Genomic DNA, 21,721 nt, shown 5'->3' on the forward strand with positions numbered 1-21,721 from the left:
CACCATAATGCTATCCGCTTTAAACCGAATCGATTTATTTATATCCCACATAGAAAAGGCCTTATTGGTCTTTTTTGGCTTAGCTTTGACTGTCATTATGATAGCGCAAGTTATTTTGCGCTATTTTTTTAGCTCACCTATTTTTTGGGCTGAAGAAATATCTGTGCAGTTTTTAATTTTTATTACTGCTTTTGGTATTTCATTTATTACACAACAAAAACAGCATATTAGTATTGATTTTTTGCTTTCACAGATAACTAACGAAAAGAAACGGTTCGCAGAAAATACGACAGGGATTTTATTTCTTATTCTGATGGCAGGTTTATGTTTTTATTCCTGGGAATGGGTGCTTAGACCCGATGTACAGATGGAAAAAAGTGGGACTACAGGTTTACCGCGTTGGTATACCTACGCTGCATTTCCTGTGGCTTTAAGTTTTTTATGTTGGCATCAGCTGATCGTGCTAATGAACCGTTTCTTCAGTAAAAATAAAGAAGGACAATTATGATTACTGTAGCGCTTTTCTTTATTTTATTGTTAACCGGTTTTCCCATATTCGGTGCAATATTGGCTGCAGGTGTTATTTTCATGATAAGTAGCGATTTGGCTATTTTAATTGATGCTATACCTTTGCAGCTTTATGGGGCTCTAGAAATTAACAGCTTATTAGCAATTCCTTTGTTTTTACTGGTTGGAGAAGTGATGAACAAAGGGGGGTTAACACAACGCCTAATAGCTGTTGCTGAGCTATTAGTTGGTCGATTACGCGGAGGAATGGCCTATGCGAATTTATTGACCAATGCAATGGCTGCTTCTATTTTAGGTTCTGCTATTGCTCAGATTGGGGTCATGAGTCGTATTATGGTCCCAGCTATGGAGAAAAGAGGCTATGACAAAAGTTTTTCTGCCGCTGTCACTGTTTCAGGTGGTTTATTAGGCCCTATTTTCCCGCCATCTATGTTGATGATTATTTACGGGGTGGTAGCGGTACAACCCATAGCGCCTTTATTTATTGCAGGTATTTTGCCTGGAATCGCTGTTTTTCTTGCTTTGTGTTTTGTGGTGTTCATTTACACCTTAAAAAGTGACAAGGTGCCTGCTACTGGGCGTTCAGTAGAGCAAAGACAAACGGTAGTAAAAACTCTTCTGGATGGTATTTTGCCTGCTTTGATCCCAGTAGTAGTGGTGGTAGGGATAGCGGCTGGGGTAATGACACCAACAGAAGCAGGTGCAGTTGCATCTTTCATTGCCTTTTTACTTTGTTTTATTTATAGAGAAATAAAAATCCGTGATCTATATGATATTTTTCTCTCTGTTTGTGTTTTGACTGCAACGATTAGCATATTAATTTCTGTAGCCACGTTTTTAAGTTGGGTATTGGCTTTTGAGGGGATACCTGATCGCTTAGTAGCGGCTATTACCTCAGTAACTGAGTCTGCTTTTGTGTTTATGCTGCTAGTCATTGCATTGATGATTTTCTTAGGGCTTTTTCTAGAAAGTATTAGTGTGCTAATTGTTCTAGTACCAATTCTGATGCCCGTAGTTAGTCAATTAGGTATAGATCCAATTCAGTTTGGTGTGATTTGCGCTGTTGCGACGACCATCGGAGTCATCACACCACCAGTGGGGCCAGGTTTATTTGTAGTGATGGGGCAAACCGATGTGAAAATGGCCGCGTTAGTACGAGCGGTGTTTCCGTTTCTACTTGCTGTGTGCACGGTATTAGTGGTCATGGCGGCAATACCTGAGCTGTCAACGTGGTTACCAGCAAAAGTCGTAAAATAAAAAAAGCCCCTAGGTTCAACCTAGGGGCAAATCACCGACATACAGCCACGCAGTTACTGGGTTTTTTTGAGCTCTAAACGCCAGTGATGCAATAGCGGTTCGGTGTAACCGTTTGGTTGTTCTAAGCCTTTAAAAATTAAATCGCGTGCGGCTTTGTACGCGTATGAACTGTCAAAATGACCAGCCATTGGTTGATACATTGCGTCCCCCGCATTTTGCTCGTCAACGACGGCAGCCATGCGCTGTAAGCTTTCATCCACTTGTTCAGCTGTAATCACGCCGTGGAGTAACCAGTTAGCAATATGCTGGCTAGAAATACGTAAGGTGGCACGGTCTTCCATTAAGCCTACGTTATGGATATCGGGCACTTTGGAGCAACCTACGCCTTGATCAATCCAACGTACTACATAGCCTAAAATGCCCTGAACGTTGTTATCGAGTTCTTGTTTGATTTCTTCGGCGCTCCAATTTGTATTGGTGGCGACAGGAATCGTAAGAATGTCATCCAATACCTCGACGTGCTCTTGCTCTAGGTCTTTTTGTATGGCTTGTACATCTAGCTGGTGATAGTGCAGCGCATGCAACGTGGCAGCGGTAGGGGACGGAACCCAAGCCGTATTTCCACCCGCTTGCAAGTGAGCAATTTTTTGTTCTAGCATAGCTGCCATTAGATCTGGCATTGCCCACATACCCTTGCCAATTTGTGCTTTACCACGTAAGCCGCACTGTAGGCCGACCTGAACATTATTACGCTCGTAAGCGGGCAGCCAAGACAAGTTGCGCATTTCGTTTTTGCGTACAACCGGACCCGCATGCATGCAGGTATGAATTTCATCGCCAGTACGATCTAAAAAGCCGGTGTTGATAAAAGCCACCCGTTCGTTAGCCGCAGCAATACACGCTTTAAGATTGATAGAGGTGCGACGCTCTTCGTCCATAATCCCCATTTTTAAGGTGTTACGAGGCAACTTTAATAAATCCTCTGTGCGCGCAAACAGCGTATCGGCAAAGGCGGCTTCTTGGGGACCGTGCATTTTAGGCTTAACAATATAGATCGACCCTTTTTGCGAGTTCAGTTTAAGATCAAGGTCACGTTTGGCAATTAAACTGGTAATGACCGCATCTAAAATACCCTCTGGAATTTCCTGACCGTTCTTATCCAAAATAGCGGGGTTGGTCATTAAATGACCAACATTACGGATGAACATTAAGGAGCGACCTGGCAGTTTTTGGGTTTGTCCTTGGAGGTCTGTGTATTCGCGGTCTGGGTTAAGCTTGCGCGTAAAGGTTTTTTCGCCTTTTTCAATGGTTTCCGTTAGGGTTCCAGTAACCAAGCCTAACCAGTTGCGGTAAGCATGGGTTTTGTCGGCGGCATCGACGGTTGCTACCGAGTCTTCGCAGTCCATAATAGTCGTAACGGCGGACTCAAGCAGTATGTCTTTAATACCTGCTGGGTCAGTTTTGCCAATGGCGTGTGTGGCATCAATTTGAATTTCAAAATGCAATCCATGGTGTTTGAAGACTAAGGCCGTAGGTTGGTTTGCTGAACCTCGGTAACCAAGCAGTGCAGTTGGATCTTGCAATTGAGCAAGTTGGCCATTTTCTAAACTGACCACCAGAGCATTGTTTTGGATTGCATAGTGAGTGCTTTGGCTGTGGGAGCCTTCGGTTAAGGGGATGCTTTGGTCTAGGAAATTACGAGCAAACTCAATAACACGTTGGCCCCGTACTGGGTTGTAATGTGCTGTTTTTTCGGCGTCATTGTCTTCGCTGATAGCATCTGTGCCATACAGGGCATCGTACAAGCTACCCCAGCGTGCGTTGGCGGCATTTAAGGCATAACGCGCATTAGTAATAGGTACTACTAGCTGAGGGCCGGCTTGGTCAGTAATAGCGGAGTCTATACCTGTTGTGTTCACTGTTACTGTGGTGGGAGCTTCAACCAGATAGCCAATTTTTTTTAGAAACTCTTTATAAGCAGCCATATCGCTGATAGCGCCCGGATTGGCTTTGTGCCAGTCATCCAGTTGAGCTTGTAATTGGTCGCGCTTGGCAAGTAGTTCATGGTTGAGAGGCGCTAAATCGTGTACCAGTTGACTAAACCCAGCCCAGAAGGCATCAGGGTCTAAACCCGAGTCAACAAGGGCTTCGTTTTGGATAAATTGGTAGAGCTCATTGTCCACTTGAAGTTGATGGCATTGCGTACGGTTTGTCATGGTTTGCCTTTGTTATTTATAAATAATTAATCACGGTTGTTATGCTTTTTTTATTTATTATGGCAAGTTAAACACAGGGGCTGAAGACCTGTTTTGGTTACTTTAGAGCATACTTTTAGTATCGACTTATGATTAAATTTATAAAAAACAGAACTTTTTGTTTTAATTAATTATATTTTTTTTGGTTTGTACATAAGAAGGATAAGTTTATGCAGGAGTTAAACGAAAGCGAGGCAATGGTTTGTTTACCACCAACTATTGCTTATGAAGGGTTTATGGATGCAACGGCTGCTACAGAGCGCTTAATAGAGATTTATTCCAGAAATACAACGTACATTCGCGAGCAATTTCTTGCGTGCATCAGAGAGGGCTTTCCTGAAAACAAACGTTTTAGAGCATGCTATCCCGCTATACGTATCCGCGTCAGTACTTACCAAGAAGTAGACAGCCGCTTGTCTTATGGGCATGTGGTTGAGCCCGGTCTATACGCGACTACGGTAACGCAGCCCGATTTGTTTTTTGATTATTTTGTTGAGCAAATTGGTTTATTAATTAAAAACCATGGGGTGGCGGTAGAGGTAGGTGAATCCAGTCAACCTATTCCTTTGCATTTTTGTTTAGGGGAGAATGAAGGGCAAAAAATGATCTACCCAGAGTCGTCAGGTCACACCTTACGCGATCATTTTGATGTGCCCGATCTTGCTTACATGGATGATGCGATTGTGAATGGCACGTGGCAGGCAAAGGACGGAGAACCATTGCCACTTGCGCCTTTTACTGCACCACGTGTGGATTATTCATTGCACCGATTGCGTCATTACACAGCAACTCAACCCGCTCATTTTCAGAACTATGTTTTGTTTACTAACTATCAGTTTTATGTGGATGCGTTTTGTGAATGGGCCAAGCAAATGCTTGCAGAGGGCAAAGGCGGATATACAGCGCTGGTAGAGCCAGGCAGTGTAGTAACCGATACGGCTGGGAATATATCAGGAGCCTCACCGACTCGCTTGCCGCAAATGCCTTCCTACCACTTGTTACGTGAAAACCACAGCGGTATTACGCTAATAAACATAGGGGTAGGTCCTTCAAATGCTAAAACCATTACGGATCACATTGCGGTATTGCGTCCTTCCGCTTGGGTTATGGTGGGCCATTGTGCCGGCTTACGCACTACACAGCGTTTAGGGGACTATGTGTTGGCGCATGGTTATGTGCGTGATGATAAGGTGCTGGATGCAGATCTGCCCACTTGGGTACCTATACCCCCATTGGCTGAGATTCAAGTCGCGCTTGAACAAGCGGTGGCAGAGGTTTCTGGTTTAGATGGGTGGGAGTTAAAAAAGATCATGCGCACAGGAACCGTAGCCTCCATTGATAATCGGAACTGGGAGCTGCGGGATCACAGTGAGCCTGTGCAGCGTTTGTCGCAGTCCCGAGCCATTGCCTTGGACATGGAGTCAGCCACTGTTGCTGCAAATGGGTTTAGGTTTAGAGTGCCTTACGGCACATTACTCTGCGTATCCGATAAGCCGTTGCATGGGGAATTAAAATTGCCTGGTATGGCAAATGAATTCTATAGCACCCAAGTCGGCCAGCACTTACATATAGGTATTAAAGCCTTAGAGCTAGTGCGCGATATGCCTCCTGAGCGTTTGCACTCAAGGAAGCTACGTAGTTTTATTGAGACGGCTTTTAAATAAAGCTGTTAGAAGCAAAAAGCCCCATTTTAATTATCAAAATGGGGCTTTTGCTTAGGCGGTTGGTTTTTTTACGTAATGTGTAAAATTTCTAGAGTTCGGGGTGTTCATGTTCTAGTGCTTTGCGTAACTCTTTACGTATGGTTTTTTTAATCCATTTTTTAAGTTTGGCTTTGTTTTTTTGCTTTTTGGTTTTTTTAGGCAAGGCCAGCATAGTACCACGACAAGACGGTGCGCCGCACAAGCAAGCGTACTGACTGCGTAGTGTTTTGGTGATCTTATCATCAATGGTTAACGCATAGTCATAAAGCAGCTCTTCACCTTCCTCAAGATCGCGTAATGCCACAATAAAAACGCGGTCGCCTTGTTCATTTTCATGGCCTTCACAATTAGGCTCACAGGAGTGGTTGATAAATCTAGAGTCGTTGCCGTTTTGGCCGCCATCTATAATCTTGCCACTGCTAATTGCGAAAAAGAAAGTATGAAACGGATCATTAGGATCGGTTGGCTCTTGGGCGTCCGCTTCTTCGGGGGTGAGGTGTACGCCCTCGTACTCCAAAATGTAGGTTCCCTTTGGAATAAAACGTTTAGCAAAGACGCCGTTCCCATGTAAGTTAGAACGGCGCACTTCGTGCCAAGGGCCTGAGCTGTGTGTTTGGCTCATGGGTGTCCTTTATGATGAGGTGGTAGAAGAAGTTTTCTTTGCCGCCTTTTTCGCGGCTTTTTTCGCCGCTGTTTTGGTGGTTTTCTTTGCTGCCTTGGTCGCTTTAGCGGCTTTTTTTGCTACTTTTTTGGTAGCTTTTTTCGCCGATTTTGTTGCCTTGGGCTCGAATTCAAAAGCCACTTTGCCCTTGTTGTCGCGCGTTAAAAAAGCTTTAAATTTGCGATTAGTTCGGTTGGAGACAAAGTTTTCAAGTAAATCGGTTTTGCCATCTACAAGCAGCTTTTGCATTTGCTCGCGGTCGATCTCTTGTTGCAATATGACTTTGTTGCTGCGGAAGTCACAGTCTTTATTTGGCCCCACGGCTTTTTCACAAACGTAACGAATCCCGTGTTCAAACACAGCGCTTTGGCATTTAGGGCAAGGGCCGACCGGCGTTTGGCCGCTAAAGTCGACCTCCTCATCGTCTTCGTCGTCATTTTGGCCAAAATCAAACTCCAGCTTGTTTTCAGCGTTAATGCGGAGGATCGCGGCAAAAGGGCGCCCCATTTTGCTAATAAAGCCGGTTAATGGCCCAATAGTGCGGTGCTCTAGCAGTTCTTCTACCTCTGGGATTTCTAATGTTTTACCACCAGGGTGCTTGCCAATAGAGAACTCACACGCGGTACAAGCATAACGACGATAGTTTTCTTTGACTACTCCTCCACAGACCGGACAAGGAGTCTGTAGAGTAACGTAGTCGCCAGGCACCGTGTCACGTTCGTATTCTTTAGCACGACGAACGATGGTGTCAGTCATGCTTTGAATTTTGGACATAAAGGCCTCGCGTTCGAGCTGGCCTTGTTCAATTTGTTTGAGACGGTGTTCCCACTCGCCGGTAAGCTCGGGCGAGGTGAGTTCGTGGACCCCTAAACCCGACAACAAGGTCATGAGTTGCTTGGCTTTAGCAGTAGGCAATAACTCGCGTCCTTCGCGACGTAGATACCCCTCGTTAAGCAAGCCCTCGATAATGGCTGCACGCGTTGCTGGGGTACCTAGACCACGCTCTGACATCGCCTCTCGCAGCGCATCGTCATCAACGAGTTTTCCGGCGCCTTCCATGGCTGATAGTAAGGTGGCCTCGGTAAAGCGCGCAGGAGGCTTGGTGGCTAGCGCGCGCGCCTCGACCTCATCGGTGCTGACGGTTTCGTTTTGACTCACAGGAATTAGGCTGTCATCGCCTTGTTGCGCCTCACGACCATAAATGCTTAACCAGCCCGGGTTCACTAATACCTTGCCCTCGGTTTTGAAGTGATGCGCTCCCACCTGAGTAATACGTGTGGTGACTCTAAACTCGGCAGCGGGGAAGAACATCGCTAAAAAGCGTCGTGTGATTAATTCGTAAATTTTGAATTCGGCATCACTGAGTTCACGCGGTATTTGCAGCGTAGGAATGATGGCAAAGTGATCAGATACTTTTTTATCATCAAAAATACGGCGGTTGGGTTTCACCCAGCTTTGCGCTACGACCTGCTGAGCAAAAGGTTGTACGCTGGCACACGCGGGGGTTTCTGCTCCGGCTAAGGCTTGCATCGTGTCTTTGACTGTTTGCAAATAGTCTTCGGGCAAATAGCGCGAGTCAGTACGTGGATAAGTTAAGGCTTTATGACGCTCGTACAGAGCTTGAGCAAGTGATAGTGTGGTTTTCGCTGAAAAACCAAAACGTGAGTTTGCCTCGCGTTGCAGCGTCGTTAAATCAAATAGGGCTGGCGATTGTTGTTTAGACGGTTTGGATTCTTCGGTAACACTGCCTGGCTGGTGGGCACATGCTTGCACGATGGCTTCGGCCTCGGCAGCAGTCCAAACACGCGAGTCACGTTTTTCGGCATCCTCTTCGTCTTTTTTGAATTGGGGATTGAACCACCGACCGCTGTAGGAGCCGGTTTCGGCGCCAAAATCGGCATGCACCTCCCAGTAATCACGTGACACAAACTGACGAATGGCTTCTTCACGCTCGTGCACAATGGTTAGGGTAGGGGTTTGCACACGGCCTACTGGTGTTTTGAAAAAACCACCGTCTTTGCTGTTAAAAGCGGTCATGGCACGCGTGCCATTGATGCCAACCAACCAGTCCGCTTCGGCGCGCGAGCGAGCCGCTGCCTCTAGGGGCTTGAGCTCGTCATCATCACGCAAATTATTAAACGCCTCGCGAATGGCTTCGCGGGTCATGGAGCGAAGCCACAACCGTTTTACGGGTTTGTTAACTTTCGCAAACTGCATAATATAGCGGAAGATCAATTCCCCTTCACGTCCGGCATCACAGGCGTTGATGACGGCGCTGACGTCTTTACGCTTAAGCAGTTTTACTAAAAGCTTGAGGCGTTCTGCTGATTTTTTATCCGATGGGTTCAGCTCAAACTGATCGGGAATGACAGGTAGGTGTGTAAAACTCCATTTACCTCGCACTGGGTCATTAGGAGCGATTAAACTAAGCAAGTGGCCGATACTGGCGGCAAGCACAAAGTTTTCGCTTTCAAAAAAATCCCCTTCACGGGTGAAGCCGCCTAAGGCTCTAGAAATATCTAGGGCTACAGAGGGTTTTTCGGCAATGATTAGAGTTTTAGTCATGTAATGTACCGTCATAGCAAGTCTGCGTTCTTAGCGCAGATCATACGAGGGGTAAGATGCTTTATGCAAGTAAAAGGGTTAAATCCATCCATTCTTGGTTTATCAGGCTGGCCTCAGTTTTTACAGCGCAGCGCAATGATTATTGCGACTTTGCTGTTAGGCAGTGCGCTGATTACGGCAGTGGCGGCTAACTGGTTTAGCTGGCCCAAGATTGGACGTGTTGCGTTATTAGAGATCACCGTAGCGGTGTTAGTGCTCAGTGCCGGGTGGCTATCAAGGCGATATCCAGAGCCGAATCGCTCTGCCTATAGCTTATCAAGCTTAGTCCATGTCTTAGCTGCAATTAGTGTGGGCGGATTGCTAGCTCTGATTGGGCAGAGCTACCAAACGGGTGCCGACCCTTGGCAACTGTTTGCCTTGTGGGCGCTTTTGTTGGTGCCATGGGCTTTTGGTCTAGGTTCCTTATTTATCATACTGCTTGTCATGGTTTTGACAAACCTAGCCCTATTTCTATATATGGATGAGACCTATGGGTTGAACTGGTATCAATGGCAAGCCATAGATTGGGTGTGCTTTTTCTTTGTGCTTTTAAATTTGGGCTGGTTGGGGGTGAGTCGTTTTTTTAAACACTCTGTAGACGACCCGCACCAGTTGTGGTTTAGGCTGAGCCTAGTGTTAGTAGTAGGCAGCACAGTTATATGGTGTATGACACAGAGCTCGTATGGTTGGGGCTTTTTAACGGTGGCAACTTTGATATGGTTAGGTTGCAGCTACTTTAGCCGCAAACGCTTGGCCTTGTGGGATTTAGCGCTTTTTTATTCTGCTTTTTTTGTGACCTTTTTAGGGTGGTTAGTTGAAACCTTTGATCAAAGTGAGTGGTTGTTAGAGCTGTTATTTATTCCCATGCTTATTTTTGCTGGTTTGCTGATTCGAGATTTACGGCAGCTGTGGCAACAAAGCCTAGCACAGACGGCGCAGTCAGAGACACAGAATGAGTCTACCTCCTCTTTACTAAAACAGGGAGCAGAGCCTTGGTTCTTGCGAGGCTTTATTTTTTTATCTCAGACTGTGGTGGTGATCTTATTTGTTTGGCTCGTACTCGGAGCATTCGGTCTGAATCCCACGGCCTTGGCGTATGTTTACGTACCAATAGCCTTTGTGACGATGGGAGTGTTGTTACGTAGACCCCAAATGGCATTGTGGTTGCGTGATTTGCCCTTGTTTTTGTATTTAAGTAGTTGTGTATTAACCAGCTTTGTTCTCATGGACAATCCAAGCAATACTTTGGCTTGGGTTGCAGTGTTTATATTGCTATCGGCATTGCTTTATATAGCTAGCCATGAAAATGACTTGATGCGCTTGAGCTGCGCGGTGGCGATATGGGGCTTTGGGCTCTATGGTTTGATGTGGTATTTAGATGTGGTCTGGTGGGGGCAAGACGCTATAGTTTTTTGGTTATTAGTTGGTGTGTGGTCACTTTTAACTATGGCCTTGCTATTGCGGCCCGTCTGGTTAAACGCTGTGCAGTCTTTATGGTGGGCGACCTTATTTTGGTTAGTGCTTAGCATTTTCTTTATCAGGATAGATGTCACTGGTTTTAATCAGGCAGTGGCTTTGTGGGTACCGCTTTGCGTGGGGCTAAGCGTATATCGCACGCAAACAAAACTATTTTGTATAGCCGTTATGGCGGCTAGCGCTGTGTTGAGTTTTTATTGGTTGTATCACGCCCCCCTGGTCAATCTGGCTCTTTGTCTTTGGGTGCTTAGCTACGCGTGGAAACAAAACCGCTTATTTTGGTTGGCCCTGACTTTGCTTGCCGCTGCTTTATGGCATTACTACTATCAGCTCTCTTTGCCTTTGACAGCAAAAGCATGGGATTTAGCTAAAGGTGGCGCGCTTTTAGCCATGGGAGCGGGACTGTTGTTTTTTAACGTGCGTGCAGACCACTCGCATCAAGCCAGTACACGGGTGACGCCTGTGCTCACCCCATCGCGCTGGAGCACATGGGCTTTATACGGAGGAGGGGTGCTTATTGTGGCCGTCACCCTAACGGATGTGGTCCGTAAAGAGCAATTGCTAGCGCAAGGCGAAACCTTAATTCTGGCGTTAGCTCCTGTTGATCCACGCTCAATCATGCAAGGGGATTACATGGCGTTGCGCTTTGAGTTAGGAAACGAGGTGAACCAAGTGCTAAAGCAAGAAAACGAGGATATTACAGCCACACAGCTCATCGCCTATATGCAGCCCTACCCGCATGCTGCAGCGCAGCTTGTAGGGCTTGAAAACCAGCTTAGTGGCGATGTTTGGGTATGGGATGCAAGCCAATCGATCTGGAAACGCTCAAACTCTACCGCTCAGCTTTCAGAGCAAGCGCTACCTTTGCGCCTACGTTATCAGTATGGTAGTTGGTTGCCTAATGGCGTGGATGCGTGGTTTTTCCCCGAAGGCAAAGCCGAAACTTACGAAGGTGCGCATTTTGGGGTTTTCAAGGTAAATCGACAGGCTGATGCGCTGCTTTACGAGTTGCTCGACGAGCACGCGCAGCCGTTTTAATTAAGCAATAACGCACTAGAGCGGCTGGGAAGCCGCTCTAGGGTGAGGTAAATAAAAATTAATGCGACCAGCGTTCTTCGTCGTCTGCAATTAACTCTTCAAAAATTAAATGATCGATTTCCGCTTCGTGATTCCATAACACCATAAGCGCAACGATCTTAATCTTAGTTAAGGAAACTGGAGATTCATTTAGAGCCTGGGCGCGCTCGATAATGACCTCGCGTAAAGCAGGTGGTAACACACCTGAATTTTCCAGAAAACAAATAAACCCGATGGCTTCTTGGCCTAGGGTTTGGTGCTCGTACTGGGTGAAAATACGCGTACTTTGGGCATGATGCGGTTTGCTCAGAGGTTCGTGCAAGGCAGCGGATTCACTGAGACCATGTAACCAGCTTAAAGCTTCGTTAATTTCCTCGTCTTCAAAGCCAACGGCTGCTAGTTTATGGGCTAAAACCTCTGCTTTGGGGCAAGCTTGAGGGGTGTAGTAGGTTTCAAACAAGTAAACCAAAATATCAAACATGAATGTATTACCATCAAAAAAATACACGGCCAACCGATGACCCTACCAATGGTTTAGGTCAACTTTACGCTGATTTAGGCCGTGGTGCAAATTTAGCTTGGGTCTTTTTCGATGGCTAATAGAGCCGCCCCCTCAGTGACCTGATCATTGGAGTTAAAAAACAACTCTGTTACCACGCCGCCGTAGGGAGCCGTAATGGAATGCTCCATTTTCATGGCCTCTAGAACGAGTAAAAGTTGCCCTGTTTCAACCGTATCACCGGGGGCTACGGCAATGGATAATACTTTGCCGGGCATAGGCGCGTTCAAACCGCCTGCTTGTTCTTCACTTGCTAGTTCTGTTAGGGCAAGAGGGTCTTGATAATGAAGGTGTAGTTGATCTTGGGAGCTACGAATTTCGAATAACGGCGCGTCACCATAGACATGGGCTTGTTTTGTGTGATCGCCCCACACGACATTAAGCTCTAGCGCGCCATTGGGCAAGGGGTGGGCTTGCCAGTCAAAAGTAGCGAATTCGCCTGCGTATTGCATAATCCATGCGTTTTGCTCGCGTTGCAGTTGAACGGTATAGAGTTGTTCGTTGGCTTCGAAGCTAAAGCTGCGATCAAGCAGTTCGTTGTGACGCCAGTAATCGTGAACAGACCATGGATCTGTCGCCAAAAGGGGTTGCTTACTGTGAGAAAGACCAAAACCATGCAATATCGCTGCTAGACCAATGGCTAGATTTAATCCTGATACGGCAGAACTGTTTGGGAACAAATAGGTATGGCGACGTTCAATAAAACCTGTGTCTACATCACCGGCTTGAAATGCAGCATCGCTAGCAAGGCGGTACAAGAAATGCAGATTTGTATGTAGTCCTGAAATATAGGATTTTGCGAGCACTTGGCGCAGGCTTTGTAGGGCAGCGGCGCGAGTAGGGCCGTGCACAATCACTTTGGCAATCATGGGGTCGTAAAAAGGGCTGATGCTATCCCCTTGACGAATACCACTGTCTACGCGAACGGGGTTGAGCGTAAAACTTTGGTGCTCGGGCCATACGAGTTTTGCTATGCGGCCTATTGAAGGTAAAAATTGATTGTCTGGGTTTTCCGCATAAATGCGTGCTTCAAACGCATGCCCAGTGATTTTTAAATCGCTTTGTTGTACGGGTAAGGTCTGGCCGGCAGCAACGCGCAGTTGCCACTCTACTAGGTCATGACCTGTGATAAGTTCTGTTATTGGGTGCTCTACTTGAAGACGCGTGTTCATTTCCATAAAAAAGAACGCATCGCCCTCGCAGATAAACTCAACGGTACCGGCACCCACATAGTTCACGGCCTGAGCTGCAGCAACGGCAGCAGCGCCCATGGCAGCACGGCGTTCGGGTGTCATACCTGGTGCAGGGGCTTCTTCAATAACTTTCTGATGGCGACGTTGCACAGAGCAGTCGCGCTCAAACAAATGCACCGTATGACCTTGCTGGTCTGCAAAAATTTGAATTTCAATATGACGTGGTTTTTGTAAATAGCGCTCAATTAGTACATGGTCATCACTAAAGCTGCTTTTGGCCTCACGCTTGCATGAGGAAAGGGCTTCAAGGAATTGCTCGCTTTTCTCTACAATGCGCATGCCTTTACCGCCACCCCCAGCGCTGGCTTTAATGAGCACTGGATAACCCATTGCATCCGCTTCGGCTTGTAAGAAAGCTGGGTCTTGATTGCTACCATGGTAGCCGGGTACAAGCGGAACCTGGGCAGCTTCCATAAGCGCTTTTGCTGCTGATTTATTGCCCATAGCAGTGATGGACTCAGCAGAAGGCCCGATAAAAACCAGATCATTGTCTACACAAGCCCGCGCAAATTGAGCGTTTTCAGCAAGAAACCCATAGCCAGGGTGAATGGCTTGGGCACCAGTGCGTTTCGCTGCGGCAATAATTGCGTCAATATTTAGGTAACTGTGTTGAGGTTCAGCCTCTCCGACCCAAATGGCCTCGTCCCCAGCTTGTACATGTAACGCATCGGCATCGGCACTGGAGTAAATCATGACGGTACGAATACCTAAACGATGGCAGGTGGCCGCAATACGGCATGCAATTTCCCCGCGATTAGCAATTAAAACGGTATCAAACATGGTGATAGGCTCCCGATTACATACGGAACACACCGAAGCGCGTGTCTTCGATAGGGGCGTTCAAGGTGGCAGATAAAGCTAAAGCAAGAACACGGCGGGTTTGTGCTGGTTCAATAATGCCATCGTCCCAGAGTCGAGCAGAGGCGTAATAAGGGTTGCCTTCGTGCTCGTATTGATCGCGTATAGGCTGTTTAAAAGCGTCCTCCTCTTCGGCGGACCAAGCCTGACCTGATTTTTCAAGGTTGTCACGACGAATAGTAGCCAGCACGCTTGCTGCTTGTTCACCACCCATTACAGAAATACGGGCGTTGGGCCACATAAATAATAAACGGGGGTCGTAAGCACGACCACACATGCCGTAGTTGCCGGCCCCAAAAGAGCCACCAATGATGACGGTGAGTTTGGGCACAGCTGCAGTAGATACAGCGGTCACCATTTTGGCACCATGGCGTGCGATGCCTTCGTTTTCGTATTTTTTACCCACCATAAAACCACTGATGTTTTGTAGAAATAACAGAGGAATTTTGCGCTGACAACAAAGTTCGATGAAGTGGGTGCCTTTTTGGGCTGCTTCGGAAAACAGCACGCCGTTATTCGCCACAATGCCAATAGGCATACCGTGCAAATGCGCAAAACCGGTGACTAGAGTGGTGCCAAAGCGCGCTTTGAACTCTTCGAATTCAGAGCCGTCTACTAGGCGCGCAATGACCTCGCGCACATCGTAAGGTTTGCGCGTGTCATTGGGGATAATGCCGTTAAGCTCGGACGGGTCGTAGAGAGGATCTTTGACGGCTTTTACTGGCCAAGGAAGTTGTTTTTTGTGGGTTAGGCGGCTGACTGCCTCGCGAACGAGTTGGAGCGCATGATCATCATTTTCGGCTAAGTGGTCGGCAACACCAGAGAGACGTGTGTGCACATCGCCACCACCTAGGTCTTCGGCACTGACTTCTTCGCCAGTAGCGGCTTTCACTAAAGGGGGGCCGGCTAGGAAAATTGTCCCTTGGTCTCGCACAATAATGGATTCATCGCTCATGGCAGGTACATAAGCGCCACCCGCTGTGCATGACCCCATAACAGCAGCTATTTGAGCAATGCCTTGGGCTGACATGTTGGCTTGGTTAAAGAAAATACGCCCAAAGTGATCGCGATCGGGAAAGACTTCATCTTGATTGGGTAAGTTCGCGCCGCCTGAATCGACTAAATACACACAAGGTAGTCGGTTTTGCTGGGCTATTTCTTGGGCGCGCAGGTGTTTTTTTACCGTCATCGGGTAGTAGGTTCCCCCTTTGACGGTGGCATCGTTGCACACAATCATGCACTCTTTGCCCTGAATACGACCTATGCCTGTAATTAATCCGGCACCAGGTGCTTCGTTGTTGTACAAATTATAGGCAGCTAAAGGGGAAAGCTCTAGAAATGGACTACCTGGGTCCAACAGGCGCTCAACCCGCTCGCGGGGCAAGAGTTTGCCACGGGATTGATGGCGCTCACGCGCTTGTGGGCTACCGCCTTGAGCGATTTTTTGTCGGATATGACGTAGCTCTTGAATAAGGGCTGCCATGGATTGTGCGTTGTCTTTGAACCCTTCAGAACGCGGCTGAATTTTACTTTTAAGTATGCTCATGTCTGTGTTGCCACCCCATTTAATTCTATTTTGTACCGACAGGCTTGTGGCCTGTCGGGTCTACTACACAGAGCGTCAACCTAGAGTTAGTTGACGAGTTCTACGGCTAAAGCGACGGCTTCGCCGCCTCCGATACATAGCGAAGCAATACCTCGTTTACCCCCTGTCTGTTGTAGGGCATTGATAAGCGTGGCAACTAGGCGAGCACCTGAAGCACCGATGGGATGGCCTAGAGCGGTTGCACCACCATAAATATTGACTTTGTCATGGGGAATGTTGAGCTCTTTCATAGCGGCCATGGTAACCACAGCAAAGGCCTCATTAATTTCAAACAAATCTACATCAGCCACGGTCCAGCCAAGCTTGTCTAATAGCGTTTGGATGGCACCTACAGGGGCTGTGGTGAACCATTCGGGCTCGTGTGCAAACTGTGTATGACCAACGATCTTGGCGATGGGCTTGAGCTGATTGGCATCAGCTACAGATTGCAAAGTGATGACTAGTGCCGCTGCACCATCTGAGATAGATGAAGCGTTCGCCGCAGTAATCGTGCCTTCTTTTTTGAATGCAGGGCGCAAGCTAGGAATTTTCTCTGGCATGGCGCGGGTTGGGGCTTCATCGGTGTCCACTACCGTATCGCCTTTACGGCCGCTGATGGTTACTGGGGCTATTTCTGCTTTGAAATGCCCTTTTTCTGTGGCTTCTCGTGCGCGACGTAAAGACTCTAATGCAAAAGCGTCTTGTTCTTCACGAGTAAAAGCATATTTTTCAGCACAACTTTCTGCCAATACACCCATCGCTGTGCCTTGATACGCATCCTCAAGGCCGTCTAGTGCCATGTGGTCGTAAACGGTAGAGTGACCATAGCGATAACCTTGACGTCCTTTAAGTAACAAATAGGGGGCGTTACTCATGCTTTCTTGTCCGCCAGCCACAACAACTTGGGCGCTACCGGCTTTAAGCATATCGTGGGCCAGCATGGCCGCTTTTAGTCCTGATCCACATACTTTATGCACAGTAGTGCATGGGGCGTTGGCAGGTAAACCCGCCCCAATGGCTGCTTGACGTGCAGGGGCTTGGCCTTGACCAGCTTGGAGCACATTCCCCATGAGCACCTCATCAACCAAATTGGGGCTAACAGAGGCTCGCTCTAGAGCGGCCTTGATAGCAACGGCACCTAATTCGTGAGCCGCTAGACTGGAGAGACTACCGGTCATTGCACCCATTGGGGTGCGGACAGCTGACAGAATGACAACAGGATCTGACATGTTTGACTCCTAATGCGGTAAATCCATAAGGGATTGGTCTACCCTGCGGTGGGGCAGACGTTTGGTTAAATCGTAAGGGTAAATGTTTTCTAAGCGACCTTGAATGACCCGTTGTTTGCATTGATTCCACCAGTCCGTGCTGAGTAAATCGGCATGGTGTTTCATGAATGCGGTACGAATTCGTATATCACCCAATAAAAACCAACGAAACTCCTCGGGAAACACATCGTTAGCGGCAATGGGATACCATGGCTCGCTTGCCATTTCCGCCTCTTCGTTAGGGGCAGGAGGAATAATACGGAAATTCATTTCGGTCATGGTTTGGATTTCATCGTAATCATAAAAAACCAAACGACCTAAACGGGTAAGTCCAAAGTTTTTATAGAGCATGTCCCCAGGAAAAATGTTGTTGGCAGCGAGCTCTTTGATAGCATCGCCATACTGCTTAATTGCTGCTTCTAAGTTGTGCTCGGAAGCACGACTTAGGTATATATTAAGCGGTAACATGCGTCGTTCAATATAAACATGGCGCAAGATAATCAGATCGCCCGTTTCTTCGATCTGCGAGGCCACCTCTGTGCGCAACTCTTGCAGTAATTCAGGTGAAAAACGACGTTTAGGTAACGCGACCTGAGAGTACTCCCACGTGTCCGCCATACGACCAGCTCGGTCATGTTTTTTCACTAAAAGGTAGCGACTTTTAACAGTAGCGTGATCCATGCCTTTTTTGCGTATGTGATCACGAATCATCTTAAACACATAGGGGTAGGACGGTAGAGAAAATACGGTCATAACCATACCCTCTATGCCTGGTGCCATTTCAAACTGGTCTGAAGAATGCCCAAGGTGATGTAAAAAGTCGCGATAAAACAGGTTCTTTCCTTGTTTTTGTAGACCAATAGCATTGTAGAATTCAGCGGCTGACTTGCGCGGTAATAACGACTGCAGAAATTGCACGTAAGCAGAGGGCACGTCCATATCTACTAAAAAATAAGCGCGAGTAAAACTAAACAGCGTACTAATATCATCAATGTTGTCTAGTAAGGCATCTACCTCGATGTGATTGCTAGGTGTATGGGTTAAGGGAATAGAAAAGGGGTGGATGGTGGAATGATTGATAAATCGCCCCACAATATAAGCCCCTTTGTTGCGGAAAAACAGTGTGTTTAGCACCTGAATTTGGCAGTCAGGGCCAATACGGAAACCTGGGTCTTTAGGTAAGCGTTTACGTAGCTCTTGGATAGCACGACGGGCTAGTAACCGTACATCGCTAGGTAAGTCTGCAAATGGCGCAGCCAAACCAAAGTCGGCAATTACTCTGGTAAGGGTGCTAATAAGGCCGGACTCAAGGGGATAATACGAGCGATACGAAGGCAAATCGCTATCAATGTAGCCCGTAGCAATAGCAGGACGTACAAATAAAAAATCATTATTAAAGTAGGTACGCGCTAAAACACGGCATGACACAGAGTTGAAAAAAGTTTCTGCGCACTCGGGCTGTTTATGCCCAGCTAAAGCATGAGCAAATTTTGTTTTTACTTGCTGCCAAAATTGCTGTTGTTCAGGGCTAAGCTGGCTATCATCAGCACTAGGAGTAAGCGTGGTGTTTTTTAAAGTGGGGCGCAAAATAGCAGCGCATTCACGCACGCGCATGTCGTAATACTCGATACGCTCGCGCGATAACCGCTGAATACCATCCCAATTGCCTGACTCAAATAAGACTTTTGCGCGTTGGGCACTATATCTAAACAGAGCATAGTGGCGGTTGAAACCCTGAAGAATCAACTGAGCTACGTGCTCAGCGCTAGGTGTGGGGCGCAAAACGGGTTCAATGGTAGAGTGATCAGAAGCAAAAGGAATGGTTTTCATGGGAGTCAGAAATTAAGCGGTTTCATTGAAAAGTTCGCGTCCAATTAACATACGGCGAATTTCACTGGTGCCAGCACCAATCTCGTAAAGCTTAGCATCACGCCAGAGACGCCCAGTTGAAAACTCGTTGATATAACCGTTTCCGCCTAAAATTTGAATGGCTTCACCCGCCATCCATGTGGCTTTTTCAGCACTAAATAAAATGGCAGCTGCACAATCTTTACGTACAGAGCGCAGGTGATCCGAGCCTAAGTCATCGAGACGTTTGCCAACGGCATAACACAAAGCGCGACTGGCTTGATGGATGGTGTAGAGATCGGCCACTTTGGCTTGGATAAGCTGAAATTCGCCAATGGCTTGGCCGAACTGCTTGCGCTCATGGATATAGGGCATGACGATTTCCATCACGGCCTGCATGATGCCAAGAGGGCCGCCAGCCAATACTGCACGCTCGTAGTCCAGACCACTCATTAAAACGCGCACCCCTCCGTTTAACTCACCTAGGATATTTTCTTTGGGGACTTTGCAGTTTTCAAAGACGAGCTCGCCAGTGTGGCTGCCACGCATACCCAGTTTGTCGAGTTTTTGAGCGACGGAAAACCCATCAAAGCCTTTTTCAATAATAAACGCCGTAATACCGCGTTGGTTTGCCTCTGGGTCAGTTTTGGCATATACCACCAACGTATCCGCGTCGGGGCCGTTGGTAATCCACATTTTATGACCATTGAGCACAAAATGATCACCCCGGTCCTCGGCACGTAGGCGCATGCTGACCACATCGGAGCCTGCACCGGTTTCACTCATGGCTAAGGCCCCAACTTGAGTGCCATCGATTAAACCCGGTAGGTATTTGGCTTTTTGTTCGGCCGTGCCATTACGATAGATTTGATTAACGCAGAGGTTGGAGTGCGCACCATAAGACAGTCCAATAGAGGCGCTGGCACGCGAAATTTCCTCCATGGCAATCATATGCGCTAAATACCCCATGTTGGCACCGCCGTAGTCTTCGGAGACGGTTAAACCTAAAACGCCTAGCTCTCCGAGTTTGGGCCAAAGTTGCATAGGAAATTGATCTGAGGCGTCCACTTCGTGAGCTAAGGGAGCAATTTCCTTGTCAGCAAAGTGGCGTACCGTATCGCGCAACATAGTCAGCTCTTCGCTGAATTCAAAGTGTAGTCCGGGCAGATTCATAGTCGTCTCCAACCAAAAGGCTGCATGAGTTGAGCCATTACGACCTAAGCAACAATGAGTGAGTTAGGTCTGGGTGTTAATCGGAATGTTTTTGGTTCAGCAGCGCTTCACAGTTTTGCTGCTGTACTTCGATTTCTGCTAAGGTTTGTTGTAAGTCTTGAAGCTGGTCTTGAAGTTTGGTTTGGTAATACGTCAGCACTTTTTGGTAATGCAATAGCTGTGGGTAGGTACTACCCGGCCCATCGTACATATCAATAAGGGTACAGATATCTGCCAAACTAAAACCCATGCGTTTGCCGCGTAGCGCAAGTTTTAAACGAGTTCTATCCCGGGGATGGTAGAGGCGTTGGAGGCCAATGCGCTCGGGGCTAAGAATCCCATGGTCTTCGTAATAACGTAGCGTACGTGGGGTAATATCAAATTCTTTTGCTAGATCTGATATTGACCAAGTTCTTTGACTCATAGTGCTTAAAAGTAGTTGACGTTAACGTAAACTAACATGATGGAACTTATCCTACAAGCAGGGAGAATACGGAGATGAAAAGTAAGAATAACTTGAGTTACCCCTTGGGTGATTTAAAACCCGAGGCAGGTCAGCTCCAGCCAATGGTAAAGGGAGTGTATTGGTTGCGCATGCCTTTACCTTTTGCACTCGATCACATCAATCTTTGGTTAATTGAAGATGAAATCGCAGGACGTAAAGGGTGGACCTTGGTTGACACAGGTATTGCTCGCCCCGAGGTGAAAGCGCTTTGGCAACAGATTGAAGCAGAGCAATTACAGGGCTTGCCTATATTGAGAGTGATCGTCACGCATATGCATCCGGATCATGTAGGGTTAGCGCAATGGCTCTGCGCGCGGTGGCAGGCACCCTTGTTTATGAGTTTAAGTGATTATGCGCTGGCCTGTTTATGGAGCCGCCCAGCTTCAGTCGAAGCCCAATTAGGCGCTACCGGCGGCGAGGCCGCCGCCTTGCATTTTGCCCGTCATGGTTTGACGGCACCTGAGGCTCAGGAACAAATTAAACAACGCAGTAGTTATTACAGTGATTTAGTTCTACCGCCGCCCGCTGAGTTTCAACGTTTGATGCATAACACCCTCATTGAAATAGGTGGTAAAACATGGCGCTGTATTGTTGGGTATGGGCATGCGCCTGAGCATATGGCGTTGTATTGTGCAGAGTTAAATTGCTTGATATCTGGTGATATGGTGTTGCCAACGATTTCTACTAACGTCAGTGTCTTTGCTTATGAGCCTGAGGCCGATCCGCTTAGGTTATATTTGGATTCGTTAGCGTATTATTTGGATTTACCTTCCGATGCGTTAGTATTGCCATCACACGGCAGGCCGTTTCATGGCCTACACGAACGGGTACAGTACCTACATGAACATCATGCCGATCGGCTAGCTGAGACCTTGGCGGCTTGCCAAGCACCTAACGGCTGTAGCGCCGCCGAGCTAATACCCGTATTATTTAAACGTCAGTTAGATATGCATCAACTCACTTTTGCTATGGGTGAGGCAATTGCCCACTTGCACTGTCTTTACTTCCAAGGTCAGCTTCAGCGTCAAGTCGATAGTCAAGGGGTGTATAAATTTTATGCCATTAGGTAACT

The 21,721-nt window shown here is 47.3% G+C and carries 15 protein-coding genes; 5 read left to right on the forward strand and 10 right to left on the reverse strand.

Annotated elements, in window-relative coordinates; genetic code table 11:
- Positions 1–7: 7 nt before the first annotated feature.
- Together ACBP46_RS00395 and ACBP46_RS00400 are read left to right on the forward strand one after the other, a co-directional pair.
- Positions 8–508, forward strand: a complete 501-nt coding sequence (locus ACBP46_RS00395) for a TRAP transporter small permease (protein ID WP_371014766.1) — start codon at positions 8–10, stop codon at positions 506–508.
- Positions 505–1,785, forward strand: a complete 1,281-nt coding sequence (locus tag ACBP46_RS00400; protein ID WP_371014767.1) for a TRAP transporter large permease — start codon at positions 505–507, stop codon at positions 1,783–1,785. The genes ACBP46_RS00395 and ACBP46_RS00400 overlap by 4 nt, the downstream gene beginning before the upstream one ends.
- A gap of 53 nt (positions 1,786–1,838) precedes the next feature.
- On the opposite strand, the gene ACBP46_RS00405 is transcribed toward ACBP46_RS00400, so the two are convergent.
- Positions 1,839–4,001: a malate synthase G gene (locus ACBP46_RS00405; RefSeq protein WP_371014768.1), complete on the reverse strand. Its 2,163-nt coding sequence runs from the start codon at positions 3,999–4,001 to the stop codon at positions 1,839–1,841.
- Positions 4,002–4,237: 236 nt separating this feature from the next.
- Between ACBP46_RS00405 and ACBP46_RS00410 the strand changes: the two genes are divergently transcribed.
- Positions 4,238–5,704: an AMP nucleosidase gene (locus ACBP46_RS00410; protein WP_371015399.1), complete on the forward strand. Its 1,467-nt coding sequence runs from the start codon at positions 4,238–4,240 to the stop codon at positions 5,702–5,704.
- Positions 5,705–5,792: 88 nt separating this feature from the next.
- Here ACBP46_RS00410 and ACBP46_RS00415 read toward each other — a convergent pair whose 3' ends face one another.
- Both ACBP46_RS00415 and ACBP46_RS00420 read right to left on the reverse strand, forming a co-directional pair.
- A complete protein-coding gene (locus ACBP46_RS00415) occupies positions 5,793–6,365 on the reverse strand; it encodes an SET domain-containing protein (protein ID WP_371014769.1) in 573 nt (190 codons plus the stop codon).
- Positions 6,366–6,374: 9 nt separating this feature from the next.
- Complete coding sequence (locus tag ACBP46_RS00420; RefSeq protein ID WP_371014770.1) at positions 6,375–8,969, reverse strand: DNA topoisomerase III; 2,595 nt, start codon at positions 8,967–8,969, stop codon at positions 6,375–6,377.
- A gap of 63 nt (positions 8,970–9,032) precedes the next feature.
- Between ACBP46_RS00420 and ACBP46_RS00425 the strand changes: the two genes are divergently transcribed.
- Positions 9,033–11,522: a GDYXXLXY domain-containing protein gene (locus ACBP46_RS00425; RefSeq protein ID WP_371014771.1), complete on the forward strand. Its 2,490-nt coding sequence runs from the start codon at positions 9,033–9,035 to the stop codon at positions 11,520–11,522.
- Between the two features lie 58 nt (positions 11,523–11,580).
- Here ACBP46_RS00425 and ACBP46_RS00430 read toward each other — a convergent pair whose 3' ends face one another.
- The 7 genes from ACBP46_RS00430 to ACBP46_RS00460 form a co-directional block, all read right to left on the reverse strand.
- Positions 11,581–12,042, reverse strand: a complete 462-nt coding sequence (locus tag ACBP46_RS00430; RefSeq protein WP_371014772.1) for a DUF494 family protein — start codon at positions 12,040–12,042, stop codon at positions 11,581–11,583.
- 92 nt (positions 12,043–12,134) lie between these two features.
- Positions 12,135–14,153: an acetyl/propionyl/methylcrotonyl-CoA carboxylase subunit alpha gene (locus tag ACBP46_RS00435; RefSeq protein ID WP_371014773.1), complete on the reverse strand. Its 2,019-nt coding sequence runs from the start codon at positions 14,151–14,153 to the stop codon at positions 12,135–12,137.
- Positions 14,154–14,169: 16 nt separating this feature from the next.
- Positions 14,170–15,777 (reverse strand): carboxyl transferase domain-containing protein, encoded by a 1,608-nt coding sequence (locus ACBP46_RS00440; RefSeq protein ID WP_371014774.1) that lies wholly within the window; start codon positions 15,775–15,777, stop codon positions 14,170–14,172.
- Between the two features lie 86 nt (positions 15,778–15,863).
- The gene (locus ACBP46_RS00445) at positions 15,864–17,045 is read right to left on the reverse strand and encodes an acetyl-CoA C-acyltransferase (RefSeq protein WP_371014775.1); all 1,182 of its coding nucleotides are present in this window, start codon (positions 17,043–17,045) and stop codon (positions 15,864–15,866) included.
- Between the two features lie 9 nt (positions 17,046–17,054).
- Entirely contained in the window at positions 17,055–18,914 is a 1,860-nt protein-coding gene (aceK, locus tag ACBP46_RS00450) for a bifunctional isocitrate dehydrogenase kinase/phosphatase (protein WP_371014776.1), read from the reverse strand.
- A 12-nt stretch (positions 18,915–18,926) separates the two neighbouring features.
- Positions 18,927–20,105: an isovaleryl-CoA dehydrogenase gene (locus ACBP46_RS00455; protein WP_371014777.1), complete on the reverse strand. Its 1,179-nt coding sequence runs from the start codon at positions 20,103–20,105 to the stop codon at positions 18,927–18,929.
- A 76-nt stretch (positions 20,106–20,181) separates the two neighbouring features.
- Positions 20,182–20,568: a MerR family transcriptional regulator gene (locus ACBP46_RS00460; protein ID WP_371014778.1), complete on the reverse strand. Its 387-nt coding sequence runs from the start codon at positions 20,566–20,568 to the stop codon at positions 20,182–20,184.
- Between the two features lie 74 nt (positions 20,569–20,642).
- On the opposite strand from ACBP46_RS00460, the gene ACBP46_RS00465 reads away from it, so the two are divergent.
- Complete coding sequence (locus ACBP46_RS00465; RefSeq protein ID WP_371014779.1) at positions 20,643–21,719, forward strand: MBL fold metallo-hydrolase; 1,077 nt, start codon at positions 20,643–20,645, stop codon at positions 21,717–21,719.
- The last annotated feature ends 2 nt before the right edge of the window (positions 21,720–21,721 follow it).

The sequence above is a fragment of the Paenalcaligenes hominis genome (genome assembly GCF_041359055.1).
Taxonomy (GTDB): Bacteria; Pseudomonadota; Gammaproteobacteria; order Burkholderiales; family Burkholderiaceae_B; genus Paenalcaligenes; species Paenalcaligenes hominis_A.

Excerpts from the sequence above, each read along its gene's own strand:
- ACBP46_RS00415 (WP_371014769.1), bottom strand. The coding sequence starts at position 6,365 with ATGAGCCAAACACACAGCTCAGGCCCTTGGCACGAAGTGCGCCGTTCT.
- ACBP46_RS00460 (WP_371014778.1), bottom strand. The coding sequence starts at position 20,568 with ATGAGTCAAAGAACTTGGTCAATATCAGATCTAGCAAAAGAATTTGAT.
- ACBP46_RS00455 (WP_371014777.1), bottom strand. The coding sequence starts at position 20,105 with ATGAATCTGCCCGGACTACACTTTGAATTCAGCGAAGAGCTGACTATG.
- ACBP46_RS00400 (WP_371014767.1), top strand. The coding sequence starts at position 505 with ATGATTACTGTAGCGCTTTTCTTTATTTTATTGTTAACCGGTTTTCCC.
- aceK (WP_371014776.1), bottom strand. The coding sequence starts at position 18,914 with ATGAAAACCATTCCTTTTGCTTCTGATCACTCTACCATTGAACCCGTT.
- ACBP46_RS00395 (WP_371014766.1), top strand. The coding sequence starts at position 8 with ATGCTATCCGCTTTAAACCGAATCGATTTATTTATATCCCACATAGAA.
- ACBP46_RS00430 (WP_371014772.1), bottom strand. The coding sequence starts at position 12,042 with ATGTTTGATATTTTGGTTTACTTGTTTGAAACCTACTACACCCCTCAA.
- ACBP46_RS00445 (WP_371014775.1), bottom strand. The coding sequence starts at position 17,045 with ATGTCAGATCCTGTTGTCATTCTGTCAGCTGTCCGCACCCCAATGGGT.
- ACBP46_RS00435 (WP_371014773.1), bottom strand. The coding sequence starts at position 14,153 with ATGTTTGATACCGTTTTAATTGCTAATCGCGGGGAAATTGCATGCCGT.
- ACBP46_RS00440 (WP_371014774.1), bottom strand. The coding sequence starts at position 15,777 with ATGAGCATACTTAAAAGTAAAATTCAGCCGCGTTCTGAAGGGTTCAAA.
- ACBP46_RS00465 (WP_371014779.1), top strand. The coding sequence starts at position 20,643 with ATGAAAAGTAAGAATAACTTGAGTTACCCCTTGGGTGATTTAAAACCC.
- ACBP46_RS00410 (WP_371015399.1), top strand. The coding sequence starts at position 4,238 with ATGGTTTGTTTACCACCAACTATTGCTTATGAAGGGTTTATGGATGCA.
- ACBP46_RS00425 (WP_371014771.1), top strand. The coding sequence starts at position 9,033 with ATGCAAGTAAAAGGGTTAAATCCATCCATTCTTGGTTTATCAGGCTGG.
- ACBP46_RS00405 (WP_371014768.1), bottom strand. The coding sequence starts at position 4,001 with ATGACAAACCGTACGCAATGCCATCAACTTCAAGTGGACAATGAGCTC.
- ACBP46_RS00420 (WP_371014770.1), bottom strand. The coding sequence starts at position 8,969 with ATGACTAAAACTCTAATCATTGCCGAAAAACCCTCTGTAGCCCTAGAT.